Origin of the sequence: Bacillus sp. FSL K6-2841, from assembly GCF_037976435.1 — a bacterium.
Taxonomy (GTDB): domain Bacteria; phylum Bacillota; class Bacilli; order Bacillales; family Bacillaceae; genus Bacillus; species Bacillus pumilus.
Genome location: NZ_CP150266.1, coordinates 404,042 through 422,443 on the forward strand (window position 1 = coordinate 404,042; position 18,402 = coordinate 422,443).

The following is an 18,402-nucleotide window of genomic DNA, read 5'->3' on the forward strand; positions in this document are numbered from 1 at the left end:
TTAGATGAGGCAGGGGTGCACACTGGCAGCCCTGCCTGACAAAAAAGGGAAGGAACTCATATGAAACCATCAACCATCAATCAATCGAATGTACATGAATCAATGGATACGATTTTACAAGATGTACAGAATACCATTTTACAAACCAACGAAATCGAACGCTTCGCTGTTTTTTCTCGTGAAAAAACCATTCGACCTCGGCCATATCACCTCTCTCATTTATTTCTAGACCATCACATGGAGCAGGAGGCCGCAGCTGAATGGATACAAACGCAAATGGCTTCACCTGCTTTAGCAGACATGCCCCCAGCCATTTCCTATGGAGGGGATATAGATGTTCGTGCAGGAGCTCAAACCTTGCAGGACGCTCTAACTGAGGCAGCCAAATCAACAAATGGGCTGACTTATATCATCAATAGTGAAAATGAGCTCACGCAATCCTACGCGCAGTTGAAGGAGGATGCCGAGCGGGTGCTGACGGGTTTAAGAGCACTAGGCCTTGAGCCGGGAGATCCTGTGTTCTTTCAATTTTCATCGAATCATGCGATGGTCACGGCTTTTTGGGCATGTGTATTAGGCGGATTTGTCCCAACACTTGTATCGTCAGCCCCGACCTATCGGGAAATGAATGCCTCAGTGAAGAAGCTTCATCACGCTTGGAACCTGCTGGAGCATCCGCTCATTCTCACGGATGACTCGCTGATTGATGAGGTGCAAGGCTTAGCTTTACTGTGGCATACAGATCAATTACGTGTTGCAGCCGTTGAACCAATGCTTACTTTAGAAAGAGATTTAGAAGCACATCCAGTCACGCCTGATGATTCCGTCTTTTTTATCTTAACGTCTGGAAGTACGGGGATGCCCAAATGCGTAGAGCATTCTCATAGAAGTGTGCTGGCGAATGTCAAAGGAACGGTGGCAGCCAATGGGTTTACACAAGAAGATGTCTCGTTAGACTGGATGCCATTAGATCATATTGGCGGCATTGTCATGTTCCATCTTGTCAATGTGTACACAGGCTGTGAGCAGATTCGGGCAAGAACAGATGACTTCATCGCTCAGCCGCTGCGCTGGCTTGACTGGATGGACCGTTATCGTGCAACGAAGACATGGGCACCTAACTTCGCATTTGCGATGATCAATGATTATGAGAAAGAAATCTCTTCAAGGTCTTGGGATCTGTCTTCCATGTCGTGCATGATCAATGGGGCAGAAGCGGTCGTACCGAAGACGATCCACCGGTTTTTACACCTGCTCGCTCCGCACGGCTTAAAAGGAGACGTCATCAGACCGGCTTTCGGTATGTCAGAAATCTCATCAGCCGTTGTCTTCTCTTTTGCGATTGAGCGGGGAGATGAAAACAGCGGGGTTCTGACCTTTGAGGAAACATCGCTGACAGAGCAGCTAAGACCAGCAGAGGCACGCGACACTGGAACCGTTAGCTTTACAGAGTTGGGGAAACCGATTCCAGGTATCACGATTCGTATCGTCAACCATGAGCATGAGCTTCTTCCTGAAGATCATATTGGCAGCGTGCAAATCAAAGGGCCGACGACAATGAAGGGCTATTACAAGAATGACGAAGCGAATGAAGAGGTTTTTCAAACAGAGGGCTGGTTTCACACGGGTGATTTAGGTTTTCTGCATGAAGGAAGGCTGACATTAACCGGTAGAGAAAAAGACATGATCATCATCAACGGGAAAAATTATCACAACTATGAAATTGAAGCCATGGCAGAGGAAGTACCCGGCGTAGAAACAAGCTTTGTGGCTGCTTGCTCCGTGCGAATGGAGGCATCTGCATCCGATGAACTGATTCTCTTTTTTACACCGAAGCTGTATGAGCCTGCTTATATCATGAGGGCTAGCCAGCACATCAAAACCCATATTGCAACAAAAATGGGTCTTTCTGCATCAAGAATTATTCCTGTCCAAAAGCATGCCTTTCCGAAAACAAGCTCTGGAAAAATAGAAAGGGCACAGCTCAAGACAAGGTGGCAGGAAGGAGAATTCGACGAAATCATTAAGGAACTGGACATCAGACTTGAAAATGAACATACCTTGCCTGATTGGAGTTATCAAAAGAAGTGGACACCCGCTCCGCTTCATAAAACTGAAAAGCAGACAGCAGGGGATACAGTGATCTTTGCAGATGCATTAGGGCTGGCAGATCAATTGAAATCCCTATCAAACAATGAACAAACCTATATTACGGTTGAACCGGGTCAAGCATTCACACAACTCACACAAACTCACTTCATCATCCACCCGAATCGGCCGTCAGACTACGAACAACTCTTTGAGACGCTCCGTTCGTATGGCGTTTCGGTGAAACAAATCATTCACCTTTGGAACTATACAAACAAGGAAGACACACTTCAAGCGGCAATGGCGAAGGAAGCGCAGAAAATTGGCAGCATGAGTGCATTATATACAACAAAAGCGATTGCCGCCTATGAGGAACCTGTAGAGATCACTTTTGTCTCCGCTCATGCGATGAATCTGCCAGAAGATCAAACACATCATGTGGAAAAAGCAACGACAGCAGGATTGATGACAGCTGTACAGCATGAGTGGCCGTTTCTCAAGGTGCGGTGTCTTGATTTTTCTCTGACAGAATCGGCTGACCGTTCCCATGCATCAGCGATCATGACAGAGCTTACACAGGACACAAGCTGTCATATTGCTGCTTACCGCGAAGGTGTTCGTTATATTCCTCTTTTAACGCCGATTCATCTAGAAAGAGAGCAAAAGAGGAAGACACCACCATTTGAATCAACCGGGCTTTACGTGTTGACAGGCGGGCTTGGCGGAATAGGACGGATGCTAAGTGAACATCTTCTGACGTCCTATCAAGCGCATCTTGTTCTGCTTGGAAGAAAGGCACGAGCAGCTTTATCTGCGGAGCAGCAAGACGTATTGACCTCACTTGAGAAACAAGCGGAAAAACGCGGAGGCACTGTGCATTATGAAGAAGTGGACTTGACGGATGCAAAAGCCCTTGAAGCCCTTATCTCAAGACAAGAGGTGGCCCATGGAAAAAGGCTGCATGGCGTGATTCATTTCGCTGGCATCATTCAAGAAGAGCTGCTTGCTGACATGACGTCTGTGTCCTTACATGCGATGTACGAAGCAAAGGTATATGGCACGATTGCGCTTCATGAAGCGGCTTCTAAACGGAAGAACGTCGTATTTCTTTCTAGTTCATCAGCACGAACATTGAAGGGCGGGATGACCGTAGGCGCTTACTCTGCTGCCAATGAGTTCGTTGAACAATTTGCTCATTATCAGAAGCTGACATCTACCGTGAAGCCATACTGCTTTAGCTTTAGCATGTGGGATGAGATTGGCATGAGCGAGGGTTCGATAATCAAAGGTATGTTAAAAGAAAGAGGCTATCTTCCGATTCCGAAGCGGGCGGGCTTCCAGACGATGCTGGCATGTTTAATGACAGATGCACCTCTCATTTATATGGGATTAGATCGGTCGAAGCAGGACATTCAAGAGATGCTTCATGCGGAGAGCCGAACAGAGAAAGCTGTGTATGTTTTTTACAAAACCGACAAAACAAAAGCCATTGAAGAACGGCTGTATCAGTCCATTTATACATGTTTGCAGACTCATCTATCTAGTGAATATTCCGTCCATCTATTTCCTGAGGAATACTGGAAAGAATCAGAGGATGGCATGCCGGATGAAGCGTATTTCAAAGCACTCATTGAGGAAAGCGGACAGGATGCAGAAGACAGAGCACCTCAAACGGAGACGGAGAAAGTTTTGGCAAGCATTTGGTCCGAACTGCTTGAAGTCTCAAATGTCAGCTGTGGTGATCACTTCTTTCTACTCGGAGGTCATTCGCTCAAGGCAACGCAAATGCTGTCAGCGGTGAGACAAAGAATGGGATTTGATGTGCCGCTCGCTGTTCTTTTCGAGCATACGAGACTTGGGGAATTAGCGACATGGATCGATTCGCATGCAAAAGTGGATGAAGCGGTACAGGTTCGGAAAATGGCAAAGGGCCAGGAGATTCCGATGTCCTATGCCCAGCAAAGACAGTGGTTTCTCTATCAATTACAGCCTGATCTGCCATTTTACAATAATACAATTTCCTTTCGGGTGAATGGATCTTTAGATGTGAAGGTACTTCAGCGCAGTCTTCAGCAAATGGTGCAAAGGCATGAGTCGCTTAGAACGACCTTTACTATGAACGGCGATGAACCGGTGCAGATCATCCATGAGCATATGACCCTTCCAGAGCTTGATGTGGTGGATCTATCAGATTTAACGTCGCAGGAAGAAAAAGAACAAAAAGCGGCTGAATGGGCAAAAAGAGAGGCAAGCACACCTTTCCGCTTAGAGCATGACCCGCTCTTTCGTGTAAAACTTATTCGGCTATCGGAAAGAGATCATTTGCTGCTGATGTCCATCCACCACATTGTGTCAGATGGCTGGTCGGTTGGGATTGCCGCACGAGAGCTGTCTGAATGGTATACAGCAATGATCGACAGGCGGGAGCCTAATCTAACGCCGCTGCCAATTCAATATGCGGATTATGCCCTATGGCAGAAGGAGTATTTGACTGGTGAGACGCTGCAAAAGCAGCTTTCCTATTGGAAGGAGCAATTTGCAGTCCCTGTAGAAGATTTGGTTTTGCCGTATGACTACCCGCGGCCAGCTGTTCAATCCTACAAAGGAAAAACGAAAAAATACCATCTGTCGAAGTCGCTGTCAGATCAGCTGGCTGAGCTTTCTAAAAAAACTGACAGTACCCTTTATATGACGCTGCTGACCGCTTTTTCAACACTGCTGCACCGTTTGTCTTCACAGGATGAGTTTGTGATTGGATCAGTCATTGCTGGGAGAAATCGGACGGAGATGGAACAACTCATCGGCTTTTTCGTCAATACGCTGGCACTTCGGATCGATCATAGCGGGAACCCTGCTTTCACTGATCTATTAGAACGGGTGAAAGAAACAACAATGGGCGCCTATGCGCATCAGGATGTGCCGTTTGAGATGGTCGTAGATGAGCTGAATATTGTACGTGAGGCTGGCAAACAGCCGCTGTTTCAGGTCATGTTCGTTTTGCAAAATCTGCCGCTTGAGGCTTCTCCAATGGGGGAGGCGACATCTGTTTTAGCTATTGAAGATAACGATACCGCCAAATTCGATCTATCTCTGTTTGTCTTTGAAGGAGCGGAGGGTCTTCAATTAAAACTGGAGTATGATGTGGACTTATTTTCTGACGAAACGATGGACCGGTTCCTTCGGTACTACGAGCAGCTGCTTGGGCGTATTTGTGAAAATCCAGCACAGCCGATCAAACAAATGAATTACCTGACAGAAAAAGAGAAGCATCAGCTGCTCTATGAATGGAGCGGCAAAATGGATCAGCCGGCAGGCCCGCTTCTCATCACGGAGCGGTTTGAAGCGCAAGTGAGAAAATCACCTGATGCCATAGCTCTCGAATTCGGGGAAGAGCAGTGGACGTATCATGTGTTACAAGAGAAAGTCGACCGGCTTGCGGCTTCTCTACAGCAGCGAGGTGTGACGCCGCATGAACCAGTAGGGCTGCTCATGGACAGGTCGCCTGAAATGATTCTTGGGGTGCTGGCGATCGTGAAAGCAGGAGGCGCCTATGTGCCGATTGATCCTGAATATCCAGATGCACGCATTGATTTTATGCTGAGAGATACAGGTATTCAGCTGTTACTGACAAAAAATGAATGGCTGAAAAAGGTGTCCATCAGTCAAACCGAACTCATTTGTCTTGATGAAGGATATGAAGAATTTTTATCAGAAGCAGAACTTATACCTGCTGCCCTAAAACCTGATGGACTCGCTTATATCAATTACACTTCAGGGTCAACTGGACAGCCAAAAGGGGTTTTGATTCCGCATCAAGCAGTCATCCGGCTTGTCTGTGAAACAAACTATGTCACTTTTGATGAACATACGCGCATTTTACAAATGGCCAGCTTCTCCTTTGATGCCTTTACGTATGAAATATGGGGAGCTCTTCTAAACGGGGGAAGACTGATTCTTACTGATCGAAATACAGTTTTATCAATGGATACACTGGCTGACACGCTGACGTCATACAAGATCACAACAGGATTTCTGACAGTGCCGCTGTTCAACCGATTGACGGAGGAACATCCAGAAGCTTTATCTGGATTCGATGCATTGTTGGTCGGTGGTGATGCGCTATCAGCAGCTCATATTCGCAAGGCACTGCCATATTTACCTGAAGGGCTTTTAAACGGCTATGGACCAACTGAAAATACCACGTTCTCTTGTGTGTATCACATTCGCTCATTAGACGAAGAGCAGACGACCGTCCCTATCGGTCAGCCAATTGCTTATTCACAAGCCTATGTATTAGACGACCAGCTGCAGCCGGTTCCGCAAGGTGTCATTGGAGAGATTTATGTTGGCGGAACAGGGCTGGCACTAGGTTATCTTGGAGATGAAGAAAAAACATCGCAATCATTTATCCCGCATCCTTTCCATAAAGGAGAGCGTTTATATAAAACAGGTGATATGGGCCGCTGGCTCCCAAATGGCATCATCGACTGCCTTGGAAGAATTGATCATCAAGTGAAAATACGCGGACATCGCGTCGAATGCGGCGAAATTGAAGCCGCTATGCTGAATGTTGAAGACATCATAGAATGTGCGGTCATTCCGCATCAGCATGAGAGTGGTCATAAGCGCCTCATCGGTTACTTTGTCCAAAAAGGTGCATGGACCCAGCAAGACCTTCGCCGCAAGTTAAAAGATCGACTGCCAGATTATATGGTACCGAGCCTATTCATAGAGCTCGATGAACTGCCGCTCACGCCAAACGGCAAGGTAGATCAAAAGCGTCTCCCGCCGCCAGTGTGGAGACAGGAAGAAGCAGACAAACCAGCAGATCAGGCACTCAGTGAGGAAGAACAAGTACTTGAAAAGGTGTGGACTCAGCTTCTTGGCACTCCTTCAATCGGTGTTCATGATAACTACTTTGAGCTTGGCGGAGATTCTATTATTGTCATACAAATGGTGGCACGTTTAGCACAGGAAGGCTACATCATACAGCCGAGAGATGTATTTGAAAAACAGACCATTTCACAGCTGGCACGCGCGATGAAAAAAGCAGATGTATCTGTGTCTTATGATCAATCACCTGTTACGGGAGATGTACGTCTGCTTCCAATCCAATCTTGGTTCCTTGAGCAATCGATGACAAACCAAGATTATTGGAATCTATCAGCTCATATTGAAATCAAGCAATCTATACAACCCGAATTGTTAACACAAGTTCTTTCAAAACTTGTCGATCATCACGATATGCTGAGAGCTATTTATACAAAAGAAGCAGACGGCACATGGATTCAAACCATTCGTGCGCCCGGCATCATCCCTTGTGTCACATTCTTTGATTTGACGGATGTTTCTCACGAGGAAGCGATAGAGCAAATCCGTATGGAGACAAGTGCTTGTCAAGGAACACTGTCGTTAGAGAGAGGAGAATTGATCAAATTTATTCTTTTTCAGACAAATGATCGCACGTCTGAACTCTTCATCGCAGCCCACCATCTTGTGATGGATGGAGTATCGTGGCGCATCATACAGGAAGATATCTTAAACGGGTTGAAGCAGGCTGCGGCAGGGCAGGAGATCACGCTTGCTAAGAAAAGCGCTTCCTATCAACAGTGGGCAGAGGCACTCTATGAATATGCACAAACTGATCAATTACAAGAGCAGGTTCCTTTTTGGCAAAAAATCATCGATCAAGAGGAAGAAGGTTCTCCTTTTCAAACACCTGCGCTTTTCAATATAGAAGAACATGCAGAGATCCTGACTGTTCAATTGACGAAGGATCAAACAGACATTTTACTAAGGCACGCATCACAAGCGTACCGAACAGAAGTGAACGATTTACTCTTATCTGGACTTGCGCAAGCTGTTGGAAAGTCATTACTGATCACGTTAGAAGGGCACGGACGCGAAGATTTATTTGAACAGATGGATTTGTCACGGACAGTCGGCTGGTTTACAAGCTCTTATCCTATTTTTATTCCTTTTATTCAAACCGATGTTGAGAGGCAAATCAAAGATGTCAAAGAAACCTTAAGAGCTGTGCCGCAAAAGGGGATCGGCTATGGCTTACTCCAATACATGACAGCAGCGCGTTTACTTAAAACGGCAGCGCCGCAGGTGAGCTTTAATTACCTTGGACAGTTAGATCAAATAGACGGTGAGGCAAATCTGTATATAGCAGATGAGCGAAATGGGCATGTACATGATCCAAAAGCAGAAAGACAGCATTTGATCGATGTGTACGGATACGTTGTCAATGGGCAGCTTCAGATGAATTTTATGATCAATCGTGAACTGCTTCAGGAGGAAGAGGTGCGTCAATTACCTGACCGATTTAAAGAAAAAATGGAGGATATTCTGACGCATTGTGTAGAGACAAAAGGCGGCTTTACGCCATCTGATTTTCCAATGGTCCAGATGACGCAAAAGCAAATAGATGAGCTCCCAGACAATGTGATAGATGTGTATCCACTGTCTCCAATGCAGCAAGGGATGCTGTTTCATGCACTGTTAGATCAAGCGTCACAGGCGTATTTTGGTCAGGTGCATATGACGCTCGAAGGTTTAACGGACGGTGAAGCCTATGAAAAAGTATGGAATCTGCTTGTAGAACGTCATTCGATTTTACGGACAAGATTTGCTTGGGAGGGGCTAAAGGAGCCTGTCCAATTGATTCAATCAGAAGGAAGCATTCACCTCACTCAGCACGATGTGCGCCGCCTGAGTGAAATGGATCAGAAGAAAACCATTGAGCAGTATTTACAAACCGATCGTTCAAAGGATTTCGAATTAGAAGATGCGGCTGAACCGCTCATTCGTATCGCTCTATTCCATCGTGATGAGAAAACTTGCACGTTTGTTTTTAGCTTTCATCATATTTTAATTGATGGCTGGAGCCTGTTCGGCTTGATTGAGGAATCCTTTTCAATATATCGCTCGCTTGTGGATGAACGAGAGATGAACCTTCCTGCTGTGCGTCCATATAAAGATTTTATTGAGTGGCTGCAAAAGCAGGATCAAAAGAAGGCGCAAGAATTCTGGAAACATTACATGTCAGGGGTAGAGGAAGCCACACCACTACCAGGAGACGGAGAGCAAGCTTCGGAAAAAGGAGCAGGTATTGATCAAATTAGTATCAAACTGACACCTGACATGCAGCAGAAGCTGGAGAAAATGACAGGGACACAGAAGGTCACGATGAGCACACTGCTTCAGGCGGCGTGGGGTCTGCTCTTGCACCTTCATTCAGGCTCAGAGGATGTTGTGTTCGGTGTCACAGTATCTGGCCGGCCGGCGGACTTACCAGAGGTTGAAAGCATGACAGGTCTCTTTATTAACACCTTGCCGCTCCGTTTGCCGATCACACGAGACAAGACCATTGACGAGGTGCTGACACAGACGCAGGAAACGGTTTTTCACATGAGAGAATTCGAGTATACCGTACTGCCAGATATTCAGCAGATGACCCAAATTCCGAATGGAGAATCATTGTTTAACAGCATTGTCGTGTTTGAAAACTATCCGATTGAATCTGTAGAACCATATGGTGTACGGATCTTAGACATAGCCAGTCATGAAGAAACAAACTATGACCTGACCCTTGTGGCTGTCCCGGGAGATACGCTGGAGCTTCGGGTCACATACCGCTTCAATCAATATACAGAAAAACAAATACAATCACTGATGCAGCAGCTGGTCCATACACTTGAAGCCATGACAGAACAAGTGGAGACACCACTCTCTTCCTTCACGATCGTGACAAATGAAGAAAAAGAGCGGATGATCACCGATTGGGCGAAAAATGCACAAGTCAGCGTGCTGTATCCAGATCAAGAAGAGGTCTACTCAGGTGTGCATGATCCTTCGTGTGAGACAGAAATCTATGTCCTGAGCGAAGAGCATCAGCTCATGCCAGTAGGATTTCCTGGAGATATTTTTATCGGTGCAGAGGGTATCAAGGCACTTTGCGGAGAGCTTGCCGATTGGATGGAGACGCATAAAATTCCGCATCCATTCAAACATCAAACAGGCGAATACCTCTATCCGACAGGGGATGTCGGCGTTTGGACTGAAAAAAACAAGATTCAGATTTTGGATTGGGTGTAGGAGGAGAAGAACGATGTTAATGAGTAGAAGAAAAGGCCATGCAGCAAATCATATCGTCAGAATCAACGGAAAACGAATCGATCTCAAAGCATTAGAACAGGTCATGATGCTTCATTTTCCGCTAAAGGAATGTGCATTCATCCCGAAGAAAAATGAAGAAGGCAGCCTCTCGCTTGTGCTATTTGCACAGGCGAAGGACCCTTCGCTGACAAGAGAGGATCTGATGACAGGCGTGCTTCACCCTGATGAAGTGCCAGCCGCTCTCGTCTTATTGCCTTCCTTGCCAAGGGCAGAAAGTGGAGCAGTCGATACAGAAGCACTGCTTTCGATCGACATCATGGATGAAGAGAGTTTGAGAAAGATAGAAGAACGTACGAAAGCCATAGATGGAGTGGAGGAAGCGGCCGCTCTTATTGAAAGCCAGACAGAAAAACAAACGCCTTATCACCTAGATGATCTATTTCCTAATCGGCAGCGTGCGCAAGGGAACGTATCGATCTCGAAGGGTGAAGAGGGCGAAATAGTGCAAGCATCTGCCCATGAAAAGCCGCCCGCACTAGTGTATGGCGGGGATGTCATCAAAAAACCAGGCACACCTGTCACACTGACAGAGGTGTTGATTCGATCAGCCTTTATGTCACCTGAACGCGGGGTGACCTATATCAAAGAAGGCGGGCGCACGTTGACCCAAACCTATCCTGAGTTACTCACAAACGCAGAACGGATTCTGTCTGGTTTAAGGAAAGCAGGGCTGACAAACGGCGATCAAGTGTTACTTCAATTGAAAGATCATCAAGATTTCATCACTGTGTTTTGGGGCTGTATTCTCGGTGGCATCATTCCGACCCCAGTCTCTGTACCGCCTGTTTATGATGAAACGAATCAAGCTGTGAACAAGCTGAAAGGTGTGTTTCAGCTTCAAAATGAACCGTTCATTATTACGAATGAAGCAAGTGCTGAGGACATTGCTGGGCTACGTGAGGCATTTGAGGCAAAAGACATGCCTATTTTAACAATCGAAACATTGCTCTCGTGTGAGCCGGATGAACAGCATTATGAGCCAGAGCCAGATGAGCCTGTGCTTCAGCTGCTCTCTTCAGGAAGTACGGGTGTGCCAAAGTGTATCCGTCACAACCATCAAAGCATTTTATCTAGAATCATCTCCTTTGAGCAGACAAATGGCTTTACGCATGAGGATGTGTCGCTTAACTGGATGCCGCTTGATCATGTAGGAGGCATTGTCATGTTTCATGTGCATGACGTCTACTTTGGCTGCCAGCAGATTAGTCCATCCATCGATCAATTTATCGAACGGCCGATGGTGTGGCTAGATTGGGTAGAAACATACGGCGTCACAAGGACATGGGCACCGAATTTTGCTTTTGCGATGATGAATGAATATGAGGACGACATTCGCAAGGGGAGCTGGGATCTCTCTACACTGACTTATATCATGAATGCAGCCGAAGCAGTTGTACCAAAAGTGACGCAGCGCTTCATGCATATGATGGGTCAGCACGGATTAAGCCGCCATGCGATGGTGCCGGCGTACGGCATGTCTGAAACATCCTCAGCCATTGTTCAATCAAAGAAATTCATGCGGCATGATGATCAGGATGGACAGCTGACGATTGATCAGACCTCGTTAACAGGTGAGATCCAATACGTGGCAGAAGATCATCCGCACAAAATGACATTTACAGAAGTCGGCGCACCGATTCCGTCTGTATGGATTCGGATTGTAGACGAGCATCATCATGTGCTGCCAGAAGATCAGGTCGGGCGCTTGCAGGTGAAGAGTCCGACGATTATGATGGGCTATCATCAAAATGAGGAAGCCAATCAAGAGGTATTTGCGGAAAACGGCTGGTTTCACACGGGAGATTTAGGGTTTATTCACGAAGGGCGTCTTGTTCTGACAGGTCGAGAAAAGGACATCATCGTCATCAACGGAGCCAACTATTTGAATTACGAAATTGAAGCAGTTGTGGAAGAGGTGGACGGGGTAGAAGTCACCTTTGCCGCTGCGTACGGCATTTACAATCCTGAATCAAGCAACGACACACTTGCCGTCTTCTTTGTCACACAAAAGGATTCGCTAGAGGAACAAATCACGATGATTCAGCAGATTAGAGCAGCTATCATTCGTAAAATTGGCATAGAGCCTGATCACATCATTCCAGTGGAAAAGAACCAATTTCCTAAAACAGAAAGTGGAAAGATCCAACGTGCTCAGTTAGGTGCGGCGCTAAAAGAAGGGGTATTCCGTGACATTGAAAGGGCACTGGACCTTGCTTCTGAAAATGAACAAACACTGCCAGATTGGTTTTTCAAACGCACTTGGGCAAAGGAGCAAATTGGTCCGTATCAGCCTGCTGCTGATCATGTACTCGTTTTCGAGGATGAAAAAGGGCTTTACCAATCACTTTACGCCCAATTGGAACAAAGAAATCAACCCTATGTTTCTGTGAAAAAAGGACATGAATTTTTGCGTCTGTCCAAAGGGATGTACCAGATGAACCCGAGAATCAAGGGGGATTATGTCAGGCTCGTTGCAGCACTTGAAGCAGATGAATTAAAGACAGGGTGTATACTCCACCTGTGGAATGTGACAGACAAAGAAGCCATCGTTGAGCCTGCGCAGTTCACAGAAGTGCATGCGAGGTCCAATCAATCTATTTTGTACTTGTATCAAGCATGGAGGCAAGAAAACAAAGAGCCAGTCCGGCTTGTTGTGGTGACAAAGGGTGGTCAATTTGTAAGCCCTGATGACGATCTTCATGTGGAGAAAACGTCGCTCGTTGGTTTGTTAAAAACCATCCCGCAAGAATGGGATGGAGCAGAGGTGTCCCATATAGATATTGAAGCGGAGCAAGTGGAACAGGATGCAAAGAACATTGCTGATGAGTTGTCGGCGATTCATATAAAAGCAGAGGTAGCATACCGAAAAGGGCACAGGCTTGTACCAAAGCTGGAAAAAGTCGATATGATGCAAGCACCTCAAACAGAAGGGTTTTTAGAATATGAAGGACTTTATTTGCTGACTGGAGGACTTGGCGGTATTGGATTTGAACTGTCTAAGCAGATGCTTCAATTTGGCCTAAAGCTTGTATTGATTGGAAGGACTTCTCTGGAAGCCAACATTGAAAAGAAAGAAGCGTTCTCACAGCTAAAAGACCTCGGTGATGTCATCTATGTACAAGCAGATGTGACGGATTTAACTGACGTCGAGCAGTCGATTTACAAAGCAGAAAAACATTTTGGGCAATCCATCAGGGGCGTGCTGCATTTAGCTGGAGCGGGCAATGTGTCTGAGCATTTTCAGCAAACGAATAAGTATACATTGGCGCATACATCAGAAGAGGATTTTACGAAGGAACTGTCAGGGAAAGCAGACGGAGCGTTTGTCCTGCAGGAAGCCTTCAAGCATGACCCGGCAGTACCACTCGTCTTTTTTGGATCAGTGAATGGCTTTTTTGGCGGCACAACATTCGGGGCTTACTCTGCGGCCAACAGCTTTTTAGATGGGCTTGCGCACACGCTCACCTTTCAAGAAGGAAGACGGGCGATCTCTTTGAACTTCAGTATGTGGGATAATCTTGGTTTGTCAAAGGGACATACCGGCGCAGCCCTTACCGTCCGAAAGGGATTTCAATTGATTGGAAAGAAGCAAGGTCTCCATTCATTCTGTCTAGGTGCTCGGCTGAATGAAGCGCATCTATTTATCGGCCTAGACGGAGCCAACCCAGAAATCGCAGCGTATCTTCAGCCAGCGCCAATACCGACTTTTGAGAAAAAGCTTTTTTACACAGTTCAGCCTGGCAAAGAGGTGCATGTTGAAGAAATCGCAGGTGGAACAAAAGGTGACTGGGATATTCAGCAAGTACAAGAAATACCAAAAAAACTAGATGGCACTATTGATCATGAAGCCCTTAAGCTGAATCATCACAAAAATGGACAACCTCTCGAAAAACAATTGCCAGAAACGACAACAGAGCAATTGCTTGCTGCCATATGGGAGGACATTTTAGACGTTGATCGTGTGTACAAAGAGGATCAATTCTTTGACCTTGGCGGACATTCATTAAAGGCGACTCAAACCATTTCACGGATCAATCATGAGTTTTCAATCAAGGCGCCTTTAAAAATATTATTTGAAAGCAAGCATTTGGCACATTTGGCGCAAATGGTGGATGACATCAAAGAGGCACCGGCTGTTCAGGAAGCCAATATTCCAAAGCTGGAAAAGCGAACAAGCTATGAGCTGTCACATGCTCAGAAGCGTATTTGGTTCTTATCCACATTAGAAAAGAGCCATCATTACAATATATTAGGTGCTTGGAAGCTGACAGGACAATTGCACATTCAAGCGTTAACAAAAGCGATCGGTCTCTTAACGAAACGTCATGAAGCACTGCGTGCAACTTTTCAATCGCTTGGCGGCAAGCCGGTTCAACTGATACGTGAAGACCTTCCGCCATCCGTCACAGTTGCGAACTTCTCATTATTTAATGAAAAAACAAGAACGAGAAGACTCAAGCAGCTTATTCAGCAAGAAGCGAATCGCATTTATGATTTAGAAAGAGGGCCTCTTGCGCAGTGGACGATTGTAGATATGGGCAATGAAGAATTTTATCTTCTTTGCGCGCAGCACCATATCATTTCAGATGCATGGTCGCTCAGCCTGCTTATTCAGGAATTAGAAGTGGCATATGATGGGCTTCTTGCAGATGAATCGCCGCAGCTCCCAGCGCTGGAAATCGAATGGACAGATTATGTCCATTGGGAAAATGAGCAAGTAACGCATCATCAAGCAGACCAAGCCTATTGGCTCGATCATTTACAAGGTGATCTTCCGGTGTTAGAGCTGCCGTTTGATCGTCCTCGTCCGCCAGTTCAAACATTTAACGGCGCTACAGAGCAAATCGTTTTGGAAGATACGCTTATCCGTCGTTTGCAGGCTTTGTCCAAGCAGCAGGGCACAACGCTGTTTATGACGATGCTGTCGGCGTACTACGTCCTGCTTCACAAGCTGTCTGGACAGACAGATATCATCATTGGCTCACCGATCGCAGGGCGGGATGCCAAGCAATCAGAGAAGCTTGTTGGAATGTTTGTGAATACACTCGCGCTGAGACAGGATATCTCCACATCAGCTACGTTTGCTGATGTCATGGAAAACGTGAAAGAGATGACATTAAAAGCATTTGAGCATCAGCGTTATCCATTTGATAAGCTTGTCGATGATCTTTCGTTAGATAGAGATTTAAGTCGATCACCTATTTTCCAAGTGGCCATGGGGTATGTAACAGATTCTCTCCATGTCAATCTCAAAGGGCTGACAAGTGAACATGTGATGGTTCATCATACAGTGTCTAAATTTGATCTCACCTTGCATGTATTTGAACACGGAGATCAGCTGTCCATCCATGTTGAATACAATACAGATTTATTTGATCAAGAGACCATTCATCGGTATATGAATTATTATCTTCATCTGCTAGATGGTATGACGGCTCAGCCTGAACGTACATTTTCTGATTATTGCTTAATGGATAAAGCGGAACAGGCTGCGATGATTATTGGGAAAAACCAAACGGCTACGCCATATCCAAAACGGACCATTCAAGAGCTGTTTGAAGAACAGGTGCAGCGTGATCCGCACCGCATTGCCTTGTCATATTTGGAAGAGCACATGACGTATCAAGAGCTGGATGAGAAGGCAACACAGCTTGCTGCTTACTTGCAGTCAAAAGGAGTTGGACCGGGTTCACTTGTACCGATGCTTTTTGATCGTTCCTTTGACATGATTGTCTCAGTGCTAGGTATCGTCAAATCTGGTGCTGCATATGTTCCGATGTCACCAGAATATCCAGATGCGCGAATCCGCCTCATTGTTCGCGATACGCAAAGTGATGTGATCATCACTCAGTCTCATTTAATAGAGCGTCTAGTAGACTTTACAGGTAACAAGATTGACATGGACAAGCCATTACCAGAAACAGATGCAGTGTATCAAAGAGAACAATCAATCATTGGAGAAGACCAGTTAGCCTATGTCAACTACACATCAGGTTCAACAGGTACACCAAAAGGCGTCATGCTCCCTCATGCAGGAGTTGTCCGTCTGGTGAGAGAAACAAATTATATGAAACTAGGTCCAGATGATAAGATGCTTCAGCTCTCAAACTATGCTTTTGATGCTTTTACATTTGAGTTATGGGGCATGCTGCTGAATGGCGGTCAGCTCATTCTAATTCCGAAATATGCCGCACTGAATATGGATGAATTATCACGGCTGATCAAAGCATATCAAGTGACAGCCAACTGTCTGCCAACCGCTTTATTCAATCGGCTGGTAGAGCACGATCCAAAAAGTGTAGCAGGCTACCGCACATTACTCGTTGGCGGAGAAGCGATGTCCAGCGAGCATGCACGAAAGGCACTGCCGCATATGGAGGGTGTACTCATCAATGCTTACGGTCCTACAGAAAACACGACCCTAGCCACAACACATCAAGTCACGCACATGCCAGAGGAAGCAAGGTCAGTTCCAATTGGTGTCCCAGTATCGAATTCAACTGTCGTCATACTAGATGATGCGCTCAATCCAGTGCCAGCAGGCGTCAAAGGAGAAATTTACATCGGCGGCATAGGGCTGGCAAAAGGCTACCTTCATGATCCAGAGCGGACGCAGGAACGGTTTATAGACAATCCATTCCCTGAACTAGGGGGAGACAGGCTGTATCGTTCAGGTGATCTTGGTACATGGCGTTCAGATGGCACCATTGAATATCTCGGCCGAAAAGACAACCTCGTGAAAATTAGAGGCTACCGGATTGAATGTGGAGAAATAGAGACAGCTCTCCTCAAGCATCCACAAGTAAAAGAATGTACAGTCATCGCCAAAACGTATGGCAGCTCAAAACGGCTGGCGGCCTATCTTGTCACAGACGGAGAGAATCCTGATCCAGGGTGGAAAGCATTTTTACAGGAAAGCCTGCCAGGCTACATGATTCCAAGTTACTTTATTGTCATGGACGAAATGCCAGTCACAACAAACGGAAAGGTTGATCAAAAAGCACTGCCAGAGCCGACAGAAACGATCTCTCATTCTCAGGGAGATGACAAACCAGTCACTGAAACGCAGGAACAAATTGTCACAGCTTTCAAGGACGTACTTGGTGTTAAACAAGTAGGCATACATGACTCATTCTTTGATTTAGGCGGCGATTCAATTATGAGTATCCAAGCCGTAGCCAAATTAAAAGAAAAGGGGATTCGGGTTGATCCAAAATGGATTTTCATGCATCCAGCACCGGCTCAGCTAGCCGCACATGTGGACGCAATGCCAGAGGACGGGGAGCACGCCGAAAGGTCTCCAAAGGACTATGTGATTGAGCTGAAAAAAGGCGATCCAGCCGAGCCGAGGATTTTCTTTGCACCGCCTGCCGGTGGAACGGTGATGGGCTATATTGATGTGGCTAAGCTGATGACACATCAAGGTGCTGTGTACGCCTTGCAGTCTCCTGGCTTATATGAGGATGAAGAACCGCAATTCCTTCATTACACAGAGCTTGTGTCTATATTTGTTGAAGCCATTGAGACCTTCTATCGACCTGGTGTTGACTATCTAGCAGGGCATTCAATGGGTGGGCACCTTGCCTACGGAATGAATCAGCGGCTCTGCCATGCAGGAAAAGCGCCGAAAGGACTCATCATTTTAGATACGGTCCCGGTGTTAAGAGATGAGGCTGATCAGGCGCTCCATGCGGATATGAACGAAGAAGAAGTAAAAATGCTTGCACTTGTCCTTGGAATGGGAAATCTCGTCGGTATCCAGCCAGAAGCATTACAAGGGTTGAGCTTCCAAGAAGTGAAGCAAAGAATACTCAAAGAGGCAGAAAAGGATGAAGTGGTTCATCAATTTATGAATGATCAGTATTTAGATAAATATTTGCAAATGCAAACGCATAATACGATCATGTCACAAGCCATTGAATTAGAAAAAGAACCATTCGATGTGCCGTTTTATATTGTACAAAGCAGTGATCACGCCATTGATTTCCAGAAGAAGTTCTCAGATTGGGAGGCTTATACGAAAGGATCGTGCTCGTATTATCACATCAAAGGAGACCATGTCACCATGATGAAAAGGCCGCAGGCGGATGAACTGGCACGAATTCTTCAAACGATGATAAAGGGGTAAGA

2 protein-coding genes are annotated in these 18,402 nt (G+C 46.0%); both read left to right on the forward strand.

Annotated features, from left to right (window positions below; all coding sequences use genetic code 11):
• Positions 1-60: 60 nt before the first annotated feature.
• Entirely contained in the window at positions 61-10,191 is a 10,131-nt protein-coding gene (locus MHH68_RS02045; RefSeq protein ID WP_339164894.1) for an amino acid adenylation domain-containing protein, read from the forward strand.
• A 13-nt stretch (positions 10,192-10,204) separates the two neighbouring features.
• Positions 10,205-18,400: an amino acid adenylation domain-containing protein gene (locus MHH68_RS02050; RefSeq protein ID WP_339164896.1), complete on the forward strand. Its 8,196-nt coding sequence runs from the start codon at positions 10,205-10,207 to the stop codon at positions 18,398-18,400.
• Positions 18,401-18,402 lie beyond the last annotated feature (2 nt).

Bases quoted from the DNA above. Each gene is read 5' to 3' on its own strand.
- MHH68_RS02045 (WP_339164894.1), top strand. From the start codon at position 61: ATGAAACCATCAACCATCAATCAATCGAATGTACATGAATCAATGGAT.
- MHH68_RS02050 (WP_339164896.1), top strand. From the start codon at position 10,205: ATGTTAATGAGTAGAAGAAAAGGCCATGCAGCAAATCATATCGTCAGA.